16 protein-coding genes are annotated in these 19,180 nt (G+C 75.2%); 10 read left to right on the forward strand and 6 right to left on the reverse strand.

The annotated features are described in order from the left end of the window. The first annotated feature begins 1 nt into the window (after position 1). Together K7G61_RS27035 and K7G61_RS27040 are read left to right on the forward strand one after the other, a co-directional pair. Positions 2-2,158: a bifunctional diguanylate cyclase/phosphodiesterase gene (locus K7G61_RS27035; protein WP_225849646.1), complete on the forward strand. Its 2,157-nt coding sequence runs from the start codon at positions 2-4 to the stop codon at positions 2,156-2,158. Positions 2,159-2,362: 204 nt separating this feature from the next. Beyond that, positions 2,363-3,547: an acyl-CoA dehydrogenase family protein gene (locus tag K7G61_RS27040; protein WP_225849609.1), complete on the forward strand. Its 1,185-nt coding sequence runs from the start codon at positions 2,363-2,365 to the stop codon at positions 3,545-3,547. Positions 3,548-3,773: 226 nt separating this feature from the next. Here K7G61_RS27040 and K7G61_RS27045 read toward each other — a convergent pair whose 3' ends face one another. After that, positions 3,774-4,232 carry a hypothetical protein gene (locus K7G61_RS27045; RefSeq protein WP_225849610.1) on the reverse strand — a complete coding sequence of 153 codons (459 nt, stop codon included), beginning with the start codon at positions 4,230-4,232 and terminating at the stop codon, positions 3,774-3,776. A gap of 300 nt (positions 4,233-4,532) precedes the next feature. On the opposite strand from K7G61_RS27045, the gene K7G61_RS27050 reads away from it, so the two are divergent. The 5 genes from K7G61_RS27050 to K7G61_RS27070 all read left to right on the forward strand — a co-directional run bounded on the left by K7G61_RS27050 (position 4,533) and on the right by K7G61_RS27070 (position 11,119). Further along, a complete protein-coding gene (locus tag K7G61_RS27050; RefSeq protein ID WP_225849611.1) occupies positions 4,533-5,768 on the forward strand; it encodes a D-arabinono-1,4-lactone oxidase in 1,236 nt (411 codons plus the stop codon). A gap of 73 nt (positions 5,769-5,841) precedes the next feature. Then, a complete protein-coding gene (locus K7G61_RS27055) occupies positions 5,842-6,282 on the forward strand; it encodes an Lrp/AsnC family transcriptional regulator (protein ID WP_225849647.1) in 441 nt (146 codons plus the stop codon). Between the two features lie 213 nt (positions 6,283-6,495). Further along, positions 6,496-8,043, forward strand: coding sequence for an amidohydrolase (locus tag K7G61_RS27060; RefSeq protein WP_225849648.1), 1,548 nt, complete (start codon positions 6,496-6,498; stop codon positions 8,041-8,043). Positions 8,044-8,660: 617 nt separating this feature from the next. Next, a complete protein-coding gene (gene lnt / locus K7G61_RS27065) occupies positions 8,661-10,358 on the forward strand; it encodes an apolipoprotein N-acyltransferase (RefSeq protein ID WP_374204246.1) in 1,698 nt (565 codons plus the stop codon). Beyond that, positions 10,355-11,119: a polyprenol monophosphomannose synthase gene (locus tag K7G61_RS27070; protein WP_225849612.1), complete on the forward strand. Its 765-nt coding sequence runs from the start codon at positions 10,355-10,357 to the stop codon at positions 11,117-11,119. Before lnt ends, K7G61_RS27070 begins: the two co-directional genes overlap by 4 nt. 98 nt (positions 11,120-11,217) lie before the next feature. Here the strand turns inward: K7G61_RS27070 and K7G61_RS27075 are convergent, their stop codons facing one another. Continuing rightward, the gene (locus K7G61_RS27075) at positions 11,218-12,141 is read right to left on the reverse strand and encodes a hypothetical protein (RefSeq protein WP_225849613.1); all 924 of its coding nucleotides are present in this window, start codon (positions 12,139-12,141) and stop codon (positions 11,218-11,220) included. A 126-nt stretch (positions 12,142-12,267) separates the two neighbouring features. Here K7G61_RS27075 and fxsA point away from each other — a divergent pair, with 126 nt between their 5' ends. Beyond that, positions 12,268-12,852, forward strand: coding sequence for an FxsA family membrane protein (fxsA, locus tag K7G61_RS27080; protein WP_225849614.1), 585 nt, complete (start codon positions 12,268-12,270; stop codon positions 12,850-12,852). 235 nt (positions 12,853-13,087) lie between these two features. On the opposite strand, the gene K7G61_RS27085 is transcribed toward fxsA, so the two are convergent. Both K7G61_RS27085 and K7G61_RS27090 read right to left on the reverse strand, forming a co-directional pair. Next, positions 13,088-13,462, reverse strand: coding sequence for an RNA polymerase-binding protein RbpA (locus K7G61_RS27085; RefSeq protein ID WP_225849615.1), 375 nt, complete (start codon positions 13,460-13,462; stop codon positions 13,088-13,090). A 255-nt stretch (positions 13,463-13,717) separates the two neighbouring features. Next, on the reverse strand, positions 13,718-14,338 hold the full coding sequence (locus tag K7G61_RS27090) for a YitT family protein (protein WP_225849616.1): 621 nt from the start codon (positions 14,336-14,338) through the stop codon (positions 13,718-13,720). Between the two features lie 96 nt (positions 14,339-14,434). Here K7G61_RS27090 and K7G61_RS27095 point away from each other — a divergent pair, with 96 nt between their 5' ends. After that, positions 14,435-15,925 (forward strand): PLP-dependent aminotransferase family protein, encoded by a 1,491-nt coding sequence (locus K7G61_RS27095; protein ID WP_225849617.1) that lies wholly within the window; start codon positions 14,435-14,437, stop codon positions 15,923-15,925. A 156-nt stretch (positions 15,926-16,081) separates the two neighbouring features. Here K7G61_RS27095 and K7G61_RS27100 read toward each other — a convergent pair whose 3' ends face one another. Next, positions 16,082-17,773 carry an ATP-binding protein gene (locus tag K7G61_RS27100; RefSeq protein ID WP_225849618.1) on the reverse strand — a complete coding sequence of 564 codons (1,692 nt, stop codon included), beginning with the start codon at positions 17,771-17,773 and terminating at the stop codon, positions 16,082-16,084. A 135-nt stretch (positions 17,774-17,908) separates the two neighbouring features. Next, on the reverse strand, positions 17,909-18,103 hold the full coding sequence (locus K7G61_RS27105; protein WP_225849619.1) for a hypothetical protein: 195 nt from the start codon (positions 18,101-18,103) through the stop codon (positions 17,909-17,911). Positions 18,104-18,338: 235 nt separating this feature from the next. On the opposite strand from K7G61_RS27105, the gene K7G61_RS27110 reads away from it, so the two are divergent. Next, positions 18,339-18,995 carry a uridine kinase gene (locus K7G61_RS27110; RefSeq protein ID WP_225849620.1) on the forward strand — a complete coding sequence of 219 codons (657 nt, stop codon included), beginning with the start codon at positions 18,339-18,341 and terminating at the stop codon, positions 18,993-18,995. Positions 18,996-19,180 lie beyond the last annotated feature (185 nt).

Raw genomic sequence — 19,180 nt, forward strand, 5'->3', positions numbered from 1 at the left:
CATGGGGCCGGCGGCGGCCGGGCACGAGGAGGGGACGGTGCCCGAGGGGGCACCGGAGGACAGTATCCGGCGGTTCGCCGCCATCTGGAGCCGGGCGATCTTCCCGGTGACCGCCACGTCGATGACCCGCGTCGAGTTCGAGGACCACCTGGTGCCGCTGGCCCGGGTGCTCAGCGACGCGCTGCGGGCCGCGCCCTTCGACCCGCGGGCCGCCGTCCCTGTCGGCACTGCCCTGGTCGACGCGCATTGCACCGACCCCGAGGCACTGCCCAGCATCCTCGGCGTCATCGACGCCTACCTGGTGCTCTACTGCACCCCCGGCCTGCCCGTGGACGAGGCCCGGGCCCGCTGCTCCCGGCTGCAGCACGCGGTCGCCGTCGGCTTCTCGCAGGCGCTTCGCGAACGCACCCTGCACGAGCAGGAGTCCATCCTGCGTGCCGCCATCACCGCGCAGGCCGAGGCCGAGAAGGCACTGGCCGCCAGCGAGGCGCGGTTCCGCGCGGTCTTCGAGAGCGCCGCCATCGGCATCGGCATCGCCGACCTGGACGGCCGGGTGCTGGAGATCAACGAGGCGCTGACCCGCATGTTCGGCAGCGAGGCGCACGTCATGCGGCGCAACGTCGGCGAGTGGGTGCACCCCGACAACGGCCCCGAGGTCCGCGGCCTCAACGGCGAGCTGGTCCGCGGGGAGCGCGAGGGCTACCACGTCGAGAAGGCGTACCCCCGGGCCGACGGCTCGGTGCTGTGGGCCAACCTCAAGGTGTCGCTGCTGCGCGACGCGGCCGGCCGGCCGCAGTACCAGCTCGCGCTCCTGGAGGACGTCACCGAGCGGCGCGCGCTGCTGCGCCGGCTGCGGCACCAGGCCACCCACGACGCCCTGACCGGACTGCCCAACCGGGCGCACTTCTTCGAGAGCCTGGACCGGGCACTGTCCGGCGGCCCCGGCAGCCGGATCGGGGTCTGCTACCTCGACCTCGACGGGTTCAAGGCCGTCAACGACAGCCTGGGCCACGCGGTCGGCGACCGCCTGCTGGTCGCCGTCGCCGAACGCCTGCACGGCTGCCTGACCTCGCCCGACCAGCTGGTGGCCCGTATCGGCGGCGACGAGTTCGTGGCCCTGTACACCGACCCGCCGGACGCCGCCGAGGTCGTCGCGCTGGCCGAGCGGATCCTGGCCGCGCTGTCCACCCCGGTCACCCTGGACGGCCGCGAACTGCCCGTGCACTGCAGCATCGGCATCGTCCACGGCCCGGCGAACAGCCGCGCGGCCGCCGACGTGCTGCGCAGCGCCGACATCACCATGTACCGCGCCAAGGAACTGGGCGGCAACCGGTACGAGGTGGCCGACCCGGACGCCGACGCCCGCGCCATCACCCGCCACGGCCTGACCAACCGGCTGCCCGGCGCCCTGGAGCGCGGCGAGTTCTTCATCGAGTACCAGCCGCTGATCGGGCTGGAGGACGGCGGGGTACGCGGCGCGGAGGCGCTGGTGCGCTGGCTGCACCCGGTGCACGGGGTGCTCGGCCCCGACCAGTTCATCCCGCTCGCCGAGAGCACCGGGCAGATCGTGCCGCTGGGCCGCTGGGTGCTGCAGGAGGCCGCCCGGCAGGCCCGCTCCTGGACGATGGGGGGCGCCACCTGCTCGCCGCACGTCAGCGTCAACCTCTCACCCATCCAGCTCCACCACCCCGACCTGGTCAGCGAGGTCGCCAGGGCGCTCGACGAGAGCGGCCTGCCGCCCGCCTCGCTGTGCCTGGAGGTGACCGAGAGCGCGCTGATCGGCGCCGACGAGGACGCGCTCAAGCCGCTGCGGCGGATCGCCGACCTCGGCGTCGAGATCGCCCTGGACGACTTCGGCACCGGCTACTCCAACCTGTCCTCGCTGCGCTGGCTGCCGGTCAGCGTCCTCAAGCTGGACCGGGCCTTCACCCGGGGCCTGCGGCAGAACCCGCCGGACCCGGTCGACTCCAAGATCGTCGAAGGCGTCGTCTCGCTGGCGCACGGCCTCGGGCTGACCGTCACCGTCGAGGGCGTCGAGACCAGGACCCAGGCCGAGCACCTGCGCGACCTGGGCTGCGACACCGGCCAGGGCTGGTACTACGCCCGCCCGGGCCCGCCGGAGTCCCTGCACAAGCTCGCCCTGGCCGACGCCGGCTGAGCCGGCCGCGCACGCGCCATGGAGGATGCCCGGTCCGGGTGACGCGCGCCCGCCGATCGGGCATACTCCAACCCTCCGGATTCGTTGATCGCACCGTGCCGTGATCCGGCGCGGAAGGATCGGATCCGGGCAGAGCCCGAGGACGGTTGCGCCACACCCGCGGCGGCGACCGCCTACGCCCCCGACAGGGAGGAGTGTGCCGCCATGCCGCAGCAAGCCCCGTACGGCCCCGGGCCGGTGGTCCGGCAACTGCCCACCGACGAAGCCCGCGACCTGCTGGAGCTGACGCGCGACATCGCCCGGCGGGAGATCGCCCCCGCCGCGGCGGCGCAGGAGGAGGCGGGACGCTTCCCCCGCGAGGTCTTCACCCTGATCGGCCGGGCCGGCCTGCTCGGCCTGCCGTACGAGGAGGAGTACGGCGGGGGCGGCCAGCCGTACGAGGTGTACCTGCAGGTCCTGGAGGAGCTCGCGGCGGCCCGCCTCACCGTCGGCCTCGGGGTCAGCGTCCACACCCTGGCCAGCCACGCGGTCGCGAAGTTCGGCAGCAAGCAGCAGCGGGCCGATCACCTGCCGCACATGCTCGGCGGCGAGCTGCTGGGCGCGTACTGCCTGTCCGAGCCCACCTCGGGGTCGGACGCCGCTTCCCTGCGGACCCGGGCGGTACGCGACGGCGAGCAGTGGACCCTGGACGGCACCAAGGCGTGGATCACCCACGGCGGGGTCGCCGACTTCTACACCGTGCTGGCGCGCAGCGGCGGCGAGGGCGCCCGGGGCATCACCGCCTACCTGGTGCCCGGCGACGCGCCCGGCCTGACCGCGGCCGCGCCCGAGCGCAAGATGGGCCTGAAGGGCTCGCCCACCGCGCAGCTCCACTTCGACGGCGTCACCGTTCCCGACAGCCGCCGGATCGGCGAGGAGGGGCAGGGCTTCGCCATCGCGCTGTCCGCGCTGGACTCCGGGCGGCTGGGCATCGCGGCCTGCGCCATCGGCGTGGCGCAGGCCGCGATGGAGGCGGCGGTCGGCTACATGGGGGAGCGGCGGCAGTTCGCCCATCCGCTCACCGACTTCCAGGGCCTGCGCTTCATGCTCGCCGACATGGCCACCAGGATCGAGGCAGGCCGTGCCCTGTACCTCTCCGCCGCCCGGCTGCGCGACGCCGGCCGGCCGTTCGCCGCGCAGGCCGCCATGGCGAAGCTGTTCTGCACCGACACCGCCATGCAGGTGACCACCGACGCCGTGCAGTTGCTGGGCGGCTACGGCTACACCGCCGACTTCCCCGTCGAGCGCTACATGCGCGAGGCGAAGGTGCTGCAGATCGTCGAGGGCACCAACCAGATCCAGCGCATGGTCATCGCCCGGCACGTCGCGGGACCCGAGACGCGGGACTGACCGGACGCGGGACCGGCCGGACGCGGGACCGGCCGGACGCGGCGCGGGCCGCGCCCGGCGGTGGTGCCGCGCCCCCCGCGGGCGCGGCGTTCTCCTTCGCCGGTCCGCCGTCCGGGAGGCGTTCCCCCATGCGGCGGCTCCGGTGTTTCCGGTGTTGCGGTGTTTCTCGCGGCTCCGGTGTTCCCGCGTTTCCGGCGGCTCCGGCGTCCGGGGCGTCCCGGGCGGCTCAGGCGGCCAGCCGCGCGGCCCGCACCCGCATCGGGCGCGAGCCCGCGCCGCCGACGTGGGAGAAGGGCTGGGTGCGCCAGTCGAGACCGGCGGGCAGCGTCAGCAGCGCGGCCAGGTCCTGCTCGGGGCCGGGCCGCGAACCGTCCGCCACGGGCAGCGCGTCCGTCACCGGCAGGCCCGAGCCACCGCAGACGGTCAGGCCGAAGGGGTTCCAGGGAGTCGGGCACAGGGCGTGCTCGGGGAAGCGGTCCTCGCCGGCCAGGACCGTGATGGGCTGCCGGCATTCCGGGCAGCTCAGCCGCACGGCGTCGGCGAGGTCCTCGTCGAGCGGCTCGTCCGCGTCGTCGGCGTCATCGGCTTCGTCCAGCGGGGCGGCGAGCGCGAGGTCGCGTTCGTCACCCTCCTCGAACGCGGGCTTGTTACGCTCGCTCCGGCTGTTGCGCGCAGAGTTACGCATGCGAATCCCCCTTGGGTGGAGTGCCCTCCATCGGGCCGGCCCGGCGTCACGCTCGCGGCCATAGCGAGCACTTCCCGCCGCGCTACGCGGGTAATCGCGCCACCGGGAGCACTGGGGGCACGCACGGTGTGGCCTTCGTCACATTCTTCGTCATGGCCGGAACGTGCGCCCCCGATGTGCGCCCGCGCACCCCCTGCGCCCCCCCGCGGAGGGGGTTGCGGCGACGGCTTGTACAGTGCCCGGCGGGCGAGGCCGCACGGGCCCGCCGACGTGCGGACGACTGGCGGGACGGCGCTCACGATGCGAACCAACTGGGCGGGAAACCTCGCCTTCTCGGCCGAGCGGACGCACCGCCCGGCGACCCTCGGCGAACTGCGCTCCCTCGTGGCCGGCAGCCGCCGGGTCAAGGCCCTGGGCAGCGGGCACTCCTTCAGCGACGTCGCCGACACCGACGGCGACCTCGTCGAACTCACCGCGCTGCCCCGGGAGGCCGATCTCGACGGCGCCACGGGCGCGGTGCGGGTCTCGGCCGGCATCCGCTACGCCGAACTGGCCGAAATCCTGCACGAAAAGGGCCGCGCGCTGCCCAACATGGCCTCGCTGCCACACATCTCGGTGGCCGGCTCGGTCGCCACCGGCACCCACGGCTCCGGCAGCGCCAACGGCTCCCTCGGCACCGCCGTGCGCTCCCTCGAACTGGTCACCGCGGACGGCGGCACCCGCACCCTCAGCCGCGGCGACGACGACTTCGAGGGCGCCGTCGTGGCGCTCGGCGCCCTCGGCGTGGTCACCCACCTCACCCTGGACACCGTCCCCGCCTTCGACGTCGCCCAGCGCGTCCTGACCGGACTCGCGCTTCCCCACGCCACCGCCCACTTCGAGGCGATCACCTCGGCCGCCTACAGCGTCAGCCTGTTCACCGACTGGCGGGAGCCGCGCTTCACCCAGGTCTGGCTGAAGCAGCTCGCCGGCCGCCCCGTCCCCGACCTGCCGTGGGCCGAACCCGCCACGCGGCCCGTGCACCCCGTACCCGGCATGGACCCCGTGAACTGCACCGCCCAGCTCGGCGAGCCCGGTCCGTGGCACGAGCGGCTGCCGCACTTCCGGCCCGGCTTCATGCCCAGCAGCGGCGAGGAGCTGCAATCGGAGTACCTGCTGGCGCGCGAGCACGCCGTACCGGCCCTGGAGGCGCTGGCGGACATACGCGGGGCCATCGCCCCCGTGCTGCAGATCTGCGAGGTCCGCACCGTCGCCGCCGACCGGCTGTGGCTCAGCCCCGCGTACGGGCGCGACACCGTCGCCCTGCACTTCACCTGGGTCAAGGACCCCGAGGCCGTGCGGCCCGTGCTGGCCCGTGTCGAGGAGGCGCTGCGCCCCTTCGACCCGCGCCCGCACTGGGGCAAGGTGTTCACCATCGCGCCCGAGCGGATACGGGACGCCTATCCCCGCATGCCCGACTTCCTGCGCCTGGTCGCCGCCACCGACCCCGAGGGCACCTTCCGCAACGCCTTCCTGCGGCGGCTGCTGGACCTCTGACCGGGCGCCCGCGCGAACCCGGCGCGATCCATACATGACAGAAACGGCCGGCCTGGCGGTAAGGTCGTCGGCTGTGGAGGAGCTGGACCGGCAGATCGTGGAACTGCTCGTGGCCGACGGGCGCATGAGCTACACCGACCTGGGCAAGGCCACGGGCCTGTCCACGTCGGCGGTGCACCAGCGGGTGCGCAGGCTGGAGCAGCGCGGCGTGATCCGCGGGTACGCGGCCGTCATCGACCCCGAGGCCGTCGGCCTGTCGCTGACCGCGTTCATCTCCGTCAAGCCGTTCGACCCCAGCGCCCCCGACGACATCGCCGACCGGCTCGCCGACGTCCCCGAGATCGAGGCGTGCCACAGCGTGGCGGGCGACGAGAACTACATCCTGAAAGTACGGGTCGCCACCCCCATCGAACTGGAGCACCTGCTCGGCCGCATCCGCACGCTGGCCGGGGTGTCCACCCGCACCACCGTCGTGCTCTCCACGCCGTACGAGGCCAGGCCCCCGCGCGTGTGACGGCCGGCGCGGCCTGGCCGATGACGGTCCGCAGGCCGGCCGCCAGGCCCCCGCGCGTGTGACGGCCGGCCGCGGGAGACACTGGTGGCCATGCACAGCGACTTCGGGGCGCGGCCCCTCGACACCGCCGGCCCCGCCGCCGGCGAAGGCGGCGGCACCGTACTGCTGCGCGGCGGCTTCGTGTACAGCCCCGCCGATCCCTTCGCGACCGCCATGGTGGTGGACGGCGGGGTCGTGGCCTGGGTCGGCTCCGAGGGCGCCGCGGACTCCTTCGCCGACGGCGTCGACAGCGTCGTCCACCTCGACGGCGCCCTGGTCACCCCCGCCTTCACCGACGCCCACGTGCACACCACCGCCACCGGGCTGGCCCTGACCGGCCTGGACCTCGGCGGCGCGGCCTCGCTCGGCGAGGCCCTGGCCCGCGTCGCCGCGCACGCCGCCGCACGCCCCGGCGACCGGGTGCTGCTCGGCCACGGCTGGGACGAGACCCGCTGGCCCGAGCGGCGCCCGCCGAGCCGGGCCGAACTCGACGGGGCCACCGGCGGCCGGCCGCTGTACCTGACCCGTACCGACGTGCACTCCGCCGTGGTCACCACCGCCCTGCTCGACCTCGTGCCCGGCGTCACCGCGCTGCCCGGGTACGCGGCCGCCGGCCCGCTGACCCGCGACGCCCACCACGCGGTCCGTGCCGCCGCGTACGCCGCCGTCACCCCCGCACAGCGCGCCGCCGCCCAGCGGGCCGCCCTCGCGCACGCCGCCGCCCAGGGCATCGGCGCCGTCCACGAGTGCGCCGGCCCCGACATCTCCTCCGAGGACGACCTGACGGCCCTGCTCGCGCTGGCCGCCGAGGAACCGGGGCCGCGCGTACTGGGCTACTGGGCGCAGGCCGTCCAGAGCGCCGAGGACCTGGACCGGCTGCGCGACCTCGGCGCGGCGGGCGCGGGCGGCGACCTCTTCGTCGACGGCTCGATCGGCTCGCACACCGCGTGGCTGCACGCCCCCTACGCCGACGCCCCGCACACCGGCGTGACCCACCTCGACGCCGACACCGTCGCCCGCCACCTGACCCTTTGCACACGGGAAGGCGTCCAGGCCGGGTTCCACGCCATCGGGGACGCGGCCATCGGCGCGGTCGTGGCGGGGGTGCGGGCCGCCGCCGAGGAGGCCGGCGCCGACCGTGTGCGCGCCCTGCGGCACCGCGTGGAGCACGCCGAGATGATGACGCGGGAGACCATCGCGGCCTTCGCCGAGTTCGGCCTGGTCGCCTCGGTGCAGCCCGCCTTCGACGCCACCTGGGGCGGCGAGGACGGGATGTACGCGCGCAGGCTCGGCGGCGCCAGGGCCAGGACCCTCAACCCGTTCGCCGCCATGTCCCGCGCCGGGGTGCCGCTGGCCCTCGGCTCGGACAGCCCGGTCACCCCCCTCGACCCGTGGGGCGCGGTCCGGGCGGCGGCCTTCCACCGCACCCCCGAGCACCGCGTCTCGGCGCGGGCCGCCTTCACCGCGCACACCCGGGGCGGCCGGCGAGCCGCGGGCCGGGACGACGCGGGCGTGCTGGTGCCCGGCGCCCCCGCCGACTACGCCGTGTGGCGCGTCGGCGACCTGGTCGTACAGGCGCCCGACGACCGGGTCGCCAACTGGTCGACCGACCCCCGCTCCGGCACCCCCGGCCTGCCCGACCTCACCCCCGGCCGTGAGCTGCCGACGACGCTGCTCACGGTGGTCGGCGGCCGCACGATCTTCGCACGGCCGAACGGGTGAGCGGCACCGGGCGCATGCCGCCGAACGGTGTGCCCTGGGCCTGTCGGCACGGCCGCGGGCGCCCGCCACTGACCTGCTGATTTGGCGAAACCCCGCAGGTCAAAGGGGTGTTGACAGTTGCTGGTCGAGGGCGAGTAGGTTCGGCGACGTCCACCACAGGACGCCGGACCGGGGGCTCTCCGCGCCCGCGCCGTCCGCGCTGGGCCATGGGGCGTCGCGCCGTACGAGCACGCCGCCACTGGCAGCCAGGTCCAGCTGCGCGGCGCGCAACGCGGCTCGCCAGTGGGCCTCTCCGCCCGTGAGGGCACGGAGGGCGAGGGCCGCCCGATCGGCAGGTGTGACCCGGGAAGGGCCCGGACGCCCAGTAGACAACGGCCTTGGTGCCGACCCGAAGCCATCGGGTCCCAGGTCGGCCCGAAGGGCTTCCGGGCCCGTTCCGTGCGGCCGCCCCGCCCGCCCGGGACGCGGAGCACGGGGCGCCGGGGCGCGTTGTGGCGTGGGCGCGTGCGATGCCACCCTGGTGCGGACGGGCCTTTGCCCTCCCGCGACCCACCGTGCGCCCCCCGCAAGGTACGGTCGCCTTCAACCACCTCTCCACCTGCAGGAAGGCCGCGACCGTGCGCCCGCACCCCGACACCGCCTCCGTGGTCGGCGCCGCCACGCCCGGCCCGGCCGCCGAGGGCGCCGCCCCGCCGGAGTCCGCCGCGGCCTTGCCGCCGGCCGCGCCGCTCCCGCGCCGCAAGCACTTCGCCGCGACCGCCCGCAAGGCCGCGCCGAGCAGCGCCGTGGCGGCGGCCGGCGGAATGGCGCTGGCCCTGGCCTTCCCGCCGTACGGCGTGTGGCCGCTGTCGATCGCGGCGGTGGCCGCCTTGTCGCTGGTGACGCGCGGCCGTACCGTCAAGCAGGGCGCCTGGCTCGGGTTCGCCTTCGGGGTGCCCTTCTTCGTCTGGCTGCTGGCCTGGCTGCGCACGGTGGGCTGGGACGCGGTGGTGGGCCTGTCGCTCATCGAGGCGGCCTTCCTGGCGGGCCTGGGCGCCCTGCTGGTCCTCGCCCAGCGGCTGCCCGGCGCGCCCGTGTGGGCCGCGTGCCTGTGGGTGACCGAGGAACTCGCCCGCGACCGGCTGCCGTTCGGCGGCTTCCCGTGGGGGCGGCTGGCGTTCGCCAACACCGGCTCCCCGTTCACCCCCCTCGCCGCTCTCGGCGGCGCGCCCCTGGTGACCTTCGCGGTGGCCCTCAGCGGCACCCTGCTGGCCGCCGCCGCGCCCGCCGCCGTGCGCGCCGTGCGCGGCACCGGCCCGGGGGTACGGCCGCGCGCCGCGCTCACCGGCGCCGCCGCCCTCGTACTGTCAGCGGGCGTCCTGCTGTCCGGCCTGCTGGTGCCGGTGCCGACCGGCGCGAAGGACCACGTGCGGATCGCCGTCGTGCAGGGCAACGTCCAGCGGCCCGGCCTGCACTTCCTGGGCCGGCCGATGATGATCCTCGACAACCACGTCAACGCCACCCTCCGGCTCGCCGCCGACATCAAGGCCGGCCGCGTGCCCAAGCCCGACCTGGTGCTGTGGCCGGAGAACTCCTCCGACCTCGACCCGTTCACCTACCCGGCGGCATACGACAGGATCAGCCGGGCGGTCAAGGCGGTGGGCGTGCCCGTCCTGGTCGGCGCGCTGGTGGACGGCCCGGACAAGGACCACGTGCAGAACGAGGGCATCGTGTGGGACCCGGCCACCGGCCCCGGCGCCCACTACACCAAGCAGCACCCGGTGCCGTTCGGCGAGTACGTGCCGTTCCGCAAGGAGCTCACCAAGGTCATCAGCCAGCTCAACCAGATCCCGCGCGACTTCTACCCCGGCAAGGCCAACGGCGTCATGCGGATCGGCCCGGCCCGCCTCGGCGACGTGATCTGCTTCGAGGTCGCCTACGACGGTATCGTGCGCGACACCGTCAACGCGGGGGCGCGCGCCATCGTCGTCCAGACGAACAACGCCACCTACGGCCGCACCGGCCAGCCCGACCAGCAGCTCGCGATGTCCAAGCTGCGCGCGATCGAACACGGCCGGGCCGTCGTCACCGCCGCGACCAGCGGGATAAGCGCGATCGTGGCTCCCGATGGCAAGATCGAACAGCGCAGCAAGGAGTTCACCCGGACGGTGCTCAGCGCCGACATCCCGCTGCGCGACCAGATCACGGTGGCCGATCGCGTCGGTGCGTTTCCCGAGTGGACTCTCGCTATCGTGGGGCTCCTGTCCTGTGCGGCCGCCATCGCGCTCGGCAGGCGCGGCATCGTAGGCATCGCGAAAGGGCGACAGCAGCAGTGAACGACGGCGAGCAGCGGACCTTCGGCCCGCTCGGCAGGGTCCTGGTCATCATCCCGACCTACAACGAGGCCGAGAACATCCAGCCGATCGTCCAGCGGGTCAGAAACTCCGTGCCCGAGGCCCACGTCCTGATCGCCGATGACAACAGCCCCGACGGCACCGGCAAGCTCGCCGACGAACTCGCCCTCACCGACGACCAGGTGCACGTCCTGCACCGCAAGGGCAAGGAGGGGCTGGGCGCCGCCTACCTCGCCGGCTTCCGGTGGGGCATCGCCCATGACTACGGCGTGCTCGTCGAGATGGACGCGGACGGCTCGCACCAGCCCGAGGAGCTGCCGCGGCTGCTGACCGCGCTCAAGGGCGCCGACCTGGTGCTCGGTTCGCGCTGGATCGCCGGCGGCCGGGTGGTCAACTGGCCCAAGTCCCGCGAGTTCCTCTCCCGCGGCGGCAGCACGTACTCGCGGCTGATGCTCGACGTGCCGATCCGCGACGTCACCGGCGGCTACCGGGCGTTCCGCCGGGAGACGCTGGAGGGCCTCGGCATGGACGAGGTCGCCTCGGCCGGGTACTGCTTCCAGGTCGACCTCGCCTGGCGCGCGGTGAAGGCGGGCTTCCACGTCGTCGAGGTGCCGATCACCTTCGTCGAGCGCCAGCGCGGCGACAGCAAGATGAGCCGCGCCATCGTCGCCGAGGCGCTGTGGCGGGTCACCGCCTGGGGCGTCGGCGCGCGGGCGGGCAAGGTGACCGGCCGCAAGCAGTGAGGCCCGGCGGCGGGGCCGAGGGGTGAACGAGCGGCAGGGACGAGAGGCAGGGCGTCCCGCGGCCGGGCCCGTCCGGCCGCGGGACGCCGCCCGGCCCCTCACTTGAGGATGTTGACCGCCCGGGCCACCACCAGGACGACCGTGATCAGCGACACCGCGGACTGCGCGAGCATCAGCATCTTCGCCCAGCGGGTCACCGGCATCACGTCGGTCGGGCTGAAGGCCGTGGCGTTGGTGAACGACAGGTAGAAGTAGTCCAGGAACGCGGGTTCCCAGTGCGGGGGCGCGAGCTCGGGGGACTGCATCTGGACGAAGAGGAAGTCGGGCACGTCGTGCTCGCCGGCGGCCCGCGAGACCGGGCCGCCGCGGTCGTACTCCCAGTACCACAGGGCGAAGGCGATGACGTTCGCCAGCCAGATCGAGCCGCCCAGGGCCAGCAGCGGCCCGGCCTCCTTGCCCTCGGTGCCGTGCACCAGGCCGTCCACGAGGTGGCCAAGCGCGATGACGTTGGTGGTGGTCAGCAGCGCGGTCAGCAGGATGGCGGTCCAGCGGTAGGGGCGCGAGCGGCGCTCGATGCGGTGCGGGCTGACCACCACCAGGGCGGACAGCAGCGCCAGCTCCACGGCGGGCAGCAGCCAGTGCGGGCGGGGCAGCAGCCGGGCGGGCAGCGCGAGCTGGATGCCGGCGGCGGCGAGCACGGCGCTCGTGGAGGCCCAGCGCGGTTCGCCCCGGGTGGCCCGCCGCCAGGCCGGCACGAGCCGCTGCTCGGCGTGGATCAGTTCGCCCCGGGCGGGCGCCAGCAGGGCCTCCAGCCGGGCGAGCCGCTCGGCGAGGGCCTCGCCGTGGGCCTGCGGGTGCGCCACGGTCCCGTTCTCGCCGGTTCCGTTGTCGCCGGGCCCGTGCCCCACGATCCCTTGCCCCACGATCCCGTGCTCAACGATCCTGTGCTCCACGGTCCCGCGGTCTCCCGCCTCGACCGGCGGGCCGTTCTCGCCGGCCGCGGCGCTCTCGGTTCCGTTCACGCCGGACATCGTGTCGCCCGGCCCCCCACGGCGTCCACCGCGAAGCCGGCGCCGTGTGCCGCGACCAGCGCGGAAGCCCTGGACCGGCGACGCATCCCCCACCCCTTCTTTGGCACACTTGGGCGTATGACGACGAGTTCACCGCCTCCCGTCCGCCCGCGCCCCGACAGTGCCCGGCCGAGGAAGCGGTCGCGGGTGCGTACGGTGGTGCCACTGGCGGTCGCGGCCTGGGCGGTGCTGGAGATCTGGCTGATGACGGTGGTGGCCGGGGCCACCAACGGCTTCGTCGTGCTGCTGAGCATCCTGGCCGGGTTCGTCCTCGGCGCGGCGGCGGTCAAGCGGGCCGGGCGCAGCGCCTGGCGCAATCTGGCGGCTTCCGTGCAGCAGCCCGGCGCCGAGCAGGGGCCGGAACCCGCGCCCGCCGGCGGCGGACGCACCGGTCTGCACATGCTCGGCGGCATCCTGCTGATCATCCCGGGCTTCCTCTCGGACGCCGTGGGCCTGCTGCTGATCTTCCCGCCGACCCGCAAGGTCGTCGGCGCCCTCGCCGACCGGGGCGCCGCCCGCGCGCTGCGGCACCGGCCCGAGCCGGAACCCGGCTCGCTCGGCGACCTCTACCAGCAGGCGCGCGAGGCCGAGGAGCAGGCCCGCATCCACCGGCCGGACGGCAAGGTCATCCCGGGCGAGGTCGTCGACCGCGACCACCACTGAACCGGGTCGCCCGATCCGTACCGCCCGATCCGTACCGCCGGATCCGCCCGATCCCGGGCGGTACGGGCGCGGTACGAGTCCGGCCGCACCGGGCCCGCCCCGACGGATCCGGCTCCCAGCGATCATTGTCCGCCCGCGACCGCCAGGACGCACGACGCCCGGCGCGGGAGCACGTGGCTCCGCGCCGGGCGGAAGGTCGTGGGGCTCGCTCGGTGGGCGCGGCGAGCCCGGCGGTTCAAGCGCTCTTGCGGTTGTCGCGCGGATGCACCGCGATGTTCATGGCTCCGGAGCGCAGCACTGCCAGCCGCTCGGCCAGCACCTCTTCGAGCTCTTCGAGGGTACGCCGCTCCATGAGCATGTCCCAGTGCGTACGTGCGGGCTTGGCGGTCTTTTCCTCCGGACCCTCTCCGTCCACCAGGAGCGCGGTCTGGCCGCAGGCGCGGCACTCCCACTCCGGCGGAATCTCGGCCTCGACCGAAAACGGCATCTCGAATCGATGTCCGTTCCGGCATGCGTACTCAACGGTCTGGCGCGGGGCCAGATCGATGCCGCGGTCCGTCTCGTAGCTGGTGGCCCCGAGTCGCGTGCCGCGGAGAGCTCGCTCACTCATGAATCGTGCCTCCCGGGCTTGGTCGCCCACAGGACAGGTGTCGCTGTCGTCGTCATCCGGTCAACGTCCGGTCGGCGGTGAAGATTCCCGTTTAGGGATATGCGTCGCCCGTCGTGTCGCCCCTGTTTCTACCCACCAGTGCCCGCTTTGTCACATCTGGGGGATATGTCACCCGCTGTTGTCGTATGTTTTGCGTGCGGTGACGGTCCAGCCGCGGGGCCAACCGCGTACACTACCCGCCCGCACCCGCTGTGGCTAAATCGTTTTCGCCACGACGGGCTCGGGGGCCCGCGCGGGCGCCGGCGGCCGCACCTCCAGGACCCGCAGGAAGAACTGCGCCAGCGGGCCGATCGCCAGCGCGTACAGCACCGTGCCGACGCCCACGCCGCCGCCCAGGGCGAAGCCCGCGGCCAGCACGGACAGCTCGATCCCGGTGCGGATCAGCCGCAGCGAGCGGCCGGTCCTGCGGTGCAGCCCGGTCATCAGGCCGTCCCGCGGGCCGGGGCCGAGGCGGGCGGTGATGTACAGGCCGGTCGCCAGGCCGTTGAGCAGGACACCGGACAGCAGCAGGGGGATCCGCCAGGCCGGCGCCGCGTGGTACGGGAGCAGGGCCAGTGTCGCGTCCATCGCCGACCCGACCAGCACCACGTTGGACAGCGTGCCCAGGCCCGGCCGCTGCCGGAGCGGCCACCACAGCAGCAGGACGGCCGCGCCGACGACAATGGAGACGGCGCCGATGCTGATCCCGGTGTGCCGGGCCAGGCCCTGGTGGAACACGTCCCACGGGTCCAGGCCGAGGGCGGCGCGTACCAGCATCGCGTCGCTCGCCCCGTACAGCACCAGGCCCGTGTACAGACGGACGAGACGGCTGAACATGGGAACCCCCTGGCTGTCGGCTGGACGCGCATGCCACTGTGTGGCCTGTGACGGGATCGCTTCAACGGCCAATCCAGGGAAGGTGGACCGATTTCGATGTCCCAGTGGACCGCGTCGGTGAGTGCGGCGCATCTGGCCCGGCTCCTCGAACCCCGCCCCACCGGCGTCGGCGGCCGGCGCAAGCTGCCCGCCTACCGCGGGCTCGCCGACGGGATCCGGCTGCTGGTGCTCGAAGGGCGGGTGCAGGTCGCCGCCCGGCTGCCCGCCGAACGCGAGCTCGCGCTGGCCCTGCGGGTGAGCCGGACCACGGTCGCGGCCGCGTACGAGGCGCTGCGCGCGGAGGGCTTCGCGCGGTCCCGGCGCGGTTCGGGCACATGGACCGCGATCCCGGAGGGGCAGGTCCCGCCCTCGCGCAGCCTGGAGCCGCTGCCGCCGGAGGCGGCCGGGACGGTGATCGACCTCGGCACCGCCTCGCTGCCCGCGCCCGAGCCGTGGCTGACCCGCGCGATGGAGGGCGCCCTGGCCGAGTTGCCCGCGTACGCCGCCACCCACGGCGACTTCCCGGCGGGCCTGCCGGTGCTGCGCGAGGCGATCGCCGACCGCTACACCGCCCGCGGGGTGCCGACCATGCCCGAGCAGATCATGGTGACCACCGGCGCCATGGGCGCGATCGCCGCCGCGGCCCGGCGGGCGGTCGGCTTCGGCGAACGGGTCGCGGTCGAGGCGCCCAGCTACGCCAACGTCCTGGAACTGTTCCGCGAGACCGGCTCCCGGCTCGTCCCCGTCGCCCTGCGCGACCACTTGGACGGATGGGACATGGACGCCTGGCGCCGGGTCCTGCGGGACGCGGCCCCGCGGATGGCCTACGTCATGCCCGACTTCCACAACCCCACCGGCACGCTGGTCGGCGACGAGCAGCGGCGCGAACTGGTGGAGGCGGCGCGGGTGGCGGGCACGGTGGTGGTCGCCGACGAGACCATGTCGGAACTCGTGCTGGACGGCGAGGAGCCAGGTGTGCGGCCGATGGCCGCGTTCGACCGCGGCGGCACCGTGATGACGGTCGGCTCGGCCAGCAAGTCGGTCTGGGGGGGCCTGCGGATCGGCTGGGTGCGCAGCACCCCGGACGTGGTCCGGCGGCTGGTGTCGGCCCGCGCCTACCTCGACCTCGGCTCACCCGTGGTCGACCAGCTCGCGGTGGCCTGGCTGCTGCGCGGCGACGGCTTCGAGGAGGCGCTGGCGGCGCGCCGCCGGCGGGCCCGCGAGTGCCGGGACGACCTGGCGGCCGCGCTGCGCGAGCACACCCCCGGCTGGGAGTTCACCGTGCCGCGCGGCGGGATGACGATGTGGGTGCGCACCGGCGAGGTCTCCGGCTCCCGGCTCGCCGTGGCCGGCGAGCGGCTCGGGGTGCGCGTCCCCTCCGGGCCGCGGTTCGGCGTGGACGGCGCCTTCGAGTCCTTCATCCGGGTGCCGTTCACGGTCAGCGGATCCGTCGCCAAGGAAGCGGGGGCGCGTCTGGCCGAGGCCGCCGACGTGGTGCGGTCCGGTGGCGGCGCGGAGGGCGAGGGCTCCGGGCTCTTCGTCGCCTGAGGCCCGGCCCGTCCGCGGGCCGCCCGCCCGGGGTCTCCCCGAGGGCCCCGCCCGTCCGGGGCCGCCCCCGCGAGCCGTGCCGCGCGCCCGTCCGGCCCCCGTCCGGCCCGCGTCCGGCCCCCGTCCGGCGGCCGGGCTCCCGCGCCCGCCGGACCCTCAGCCCAGTTCCAGGTCCGCAACCGCGCGCAGGACGGTGGGGTCCTTGCCGAGCGGTACGGGCTCCGGGCCCGGCTCCGGCTCGGGGGCGGGCGCCCGCGAAGGGTGCTTGACCAGGCTCACCGGGGGCGCGCCCGGGAGCAGGGACAGCACCGCCTCCCTCGCGGCGCCCGGTGCCTCCTCGTCGTACGGGTCGGGGGTCGCCGGGACCTGGAGACGCAGGACGGGGCCGGTGCCCAGGCGGGCGTAGCCGCGGCCGGGCGGCACATCGGCGGCGGGTGTGGTGCGCTGCGGCGCCCCCAGCACGGCCTCGACGTGCTCGGGGGCGAGCCGGCCCAGCACCACCCGCGCCCGGGTCTGCGCGATGACGACCGGCGCCAGCGCCTCGGTGGCGTCGAGCTGGTCCGCGACGGCGACGGCCACGCTCGCCGTGCGCCCGTGCCGCAGCGGGACGTCGAGCAGCGTCTGCGGGTCGGGCCGGCCCTCGGCCGCCGCGAGCTGGGTGAGCGCGGTCGGCCGGTCGACGAGGATCCACAGCGGCCGGCGCACGTCGTCGGCGACCCGGCGCCCGGACTGCCGCGCCCGGTTGACGGCGATCAGCCGCCGCTCCGTCTCGTGCGCCGCCCATTCCAGGGTCGCCGAGGCGCCGAGCAGGCCGTTCTCGACGGCGAGCACCCCGGGCCGGCCGGCCAGCGCCGCGTACTCGCCGCTGCCGCCGCCGTCGATCACCACGATGTCGCCGTGCGCCAGCGCCTGCAGCGCGATGGACCGCAGCAAGGTGGTGGTGCCCGTCCCGGGCTGGCCGAGCGCCAGCAGGTGCGGCTCGGTCGAGCGCGGGCCGGTGCGCCAGACCACGGGCGGCGCGTCCCGGGTCACCCGGCCGCCGGAACCGGCGGGAGCGGCGGGGCCCGCGGGGCCGCCCGTACCGTTCGGGTCCGCCGCGCCTCCCGCCACCACCGGCACGGTCCGCCCCACCGCGTCCTCGTCGGTGAACCCGAGCACCGTCTCGCCCGGCGCCGTCACGAAGCGCTGCGCGGCCACGTCCGTCGCCAGCGGCGCCAGGGCGGTGAGGGTGAGGTGGTTCTCCTCCTCGTTCCAGTCGAACCGGTACTCCCGGCCGCGGCCCGCCTTGGCGTGCAGCAGCGCCTCGACGCGGGCCCGCGAGCCGGCCTCGCCGTCGGTGAAGTACGCCGGGTAGCGCAGGGTCAGCCGGGTCAGCCTGCCGTCCTCGAACGCGTAGCCGCCGAACGCCTGCTCCCAGCCGCCGTCGTGGGCGTACAGCGGCGCGGGGTCGCCGGGGTCGGACAGGTAGGGCACCAGCGCCTCGTACAGCGACTGCAGCCGGACGCCCTCGGCCTCGGTCGGTCCGCCGGTGGCGGGCACCCGGCGTTCCCGGCCGAGCCAGGCGGCGGAGGCGACCAGCGCGACGACGGCGAGCGCCGGCCCGTACGGCATGAGGAGGACGACCACCAGCGCCGCGGCCGCCAGCAGGAGCGCGGGGCCGCGCCGGTCCTTGGGGGTGCGGCTCCACCAGGCGCCCGTCCAGGCGGCCTGCCTGCCCATGCCGCGGGCGATGGTGATGACGGGGTGCAGCACGTCGGACGCGCCCACGCCGACGGTGCGCGCCAGCTCCCGGCCGCGGGCCGGCGCCGGCCGGCGCTTGAGGATGCTGGGAAGGGGACTCCTGGCCACGGATGCTCCATGGGTGGTTCGGGTGAGGAGTGCGCTCCCGTACGGCGGCGGTGGCGCGGGGGCGCGGGCGGCGGGGCGGGCCCGGAGCGGAGCGGCGCGCTGCCGGGCCCGGGCGGAACCTCCCCGGTCACGGCACTAGATCCGCAGCCCGCCGATCAGGCTGGCCAGGCTGGCGCCGCCCGCCCTGATGCTGGGGGCGATGGCGGAGCCCGCGAGGTAGAAGCCGAAAAGTGCGCACACCAACCCGTGGGACATCTTCAGGCCGTCCTTGCGGAAGAACAGGAACACGATGACGCCGAGAAGAACGACGCCGGAGATGGACAGGATCATGGGCTCTTCTCCTGGGTGATGGGGACGGTCACCATGAGTTCTTCCAGGCTCACAAAAAGTGAGAGGTCGCGCTCGGTGGCAAACGGGTGATTCGTCGGGAAGTTGCACCACTGGGGTGAGGTGTGCGGCTTGTCCGCCCCACGGGAGGGCGGGGCGCGGTCCGGCCGCCGCTACCGGCCGAACAGGTGAGGGGGCCGTCGGCGCCTTGACGCGGCGGCCGGGGGAGGATGGGCGTGTGCAGCTCACCCCGATCACCTGGCCCCGGCTGGCGCGGGCGCTCGCCGAGCGGGTGGCCGCCACCGTGCCGCCGGTCCGCCCGGGGGAGCACCCCCCGGACCGGAATGCGTGGGCCAGGCTCGCCGTGGACGGCGCGCCCGCCGCCGGCACCGCGGACCTCGCCGACGCCGTGGCGGACGAGCTGCCCGCGCTCGGCCACCCGGTCCTGCGGGTGAGCGCGGCGGGCTTCTGGCGGCCCGCATCGGTCCGGCTGGAGTACGGCCACCAGGACGTGGACGCCTACTACCAGCTCTGGCTGGACACCGGCGCGCTGCGCCGCGAGGTGCTCGACCCGCTCGGGCCCGGCGGCTCCGGCCGCGCCCTGCCCTCGTTGCGCGACCCGGTGACCGACCGCTCCACCCGGGCCGGCTACGTGGACCTGCCGCCCGGCGGGGTGCTGGTGCTCGACGGCCCGCTCCTGCTCGGCCAGGGACTGCCGCTGGACCTCACCGTCCACCTGCGGCTGTCCCCCGCGGCCCTGGAGCGGCGCACCGACCCCGCCGAGCACTGGACGCTGCCCGCCTACGAGCGCTACGACCGCGAGGTGCTGCCCGAGCAGAGCGCCGACGTCCTGGTCCGCGCCGACGACCCCCGCCACCCGGCGTGGACCGGCTGACCCGGAGCCCCTAAGAATGGGCGTGGCGAGCGGGGCGGCCATTCCGTTCGGAGGCGGAGGTCCTGGGGCCGGAACGTGCCGCGCAGACCGGCCGGGAACGCGCGCGTCCACCGGCCGGCGCGGCTCCCGCGGGTGCCTCAACACCCTTGCGGGACAAGGGCTCCCGGGTCGCCTTGCCGTGAGGC

The organism is Streptomyces sp. HPF1205, assembly GCF_020400825.1.
In the GTDB taxonomy this organism is placed as follows: domain Bacteria; phylum Actinomycetota; class Actinomycetes; order Streptomycetales; family Streptomycetaceae; genus Actinacidiphila.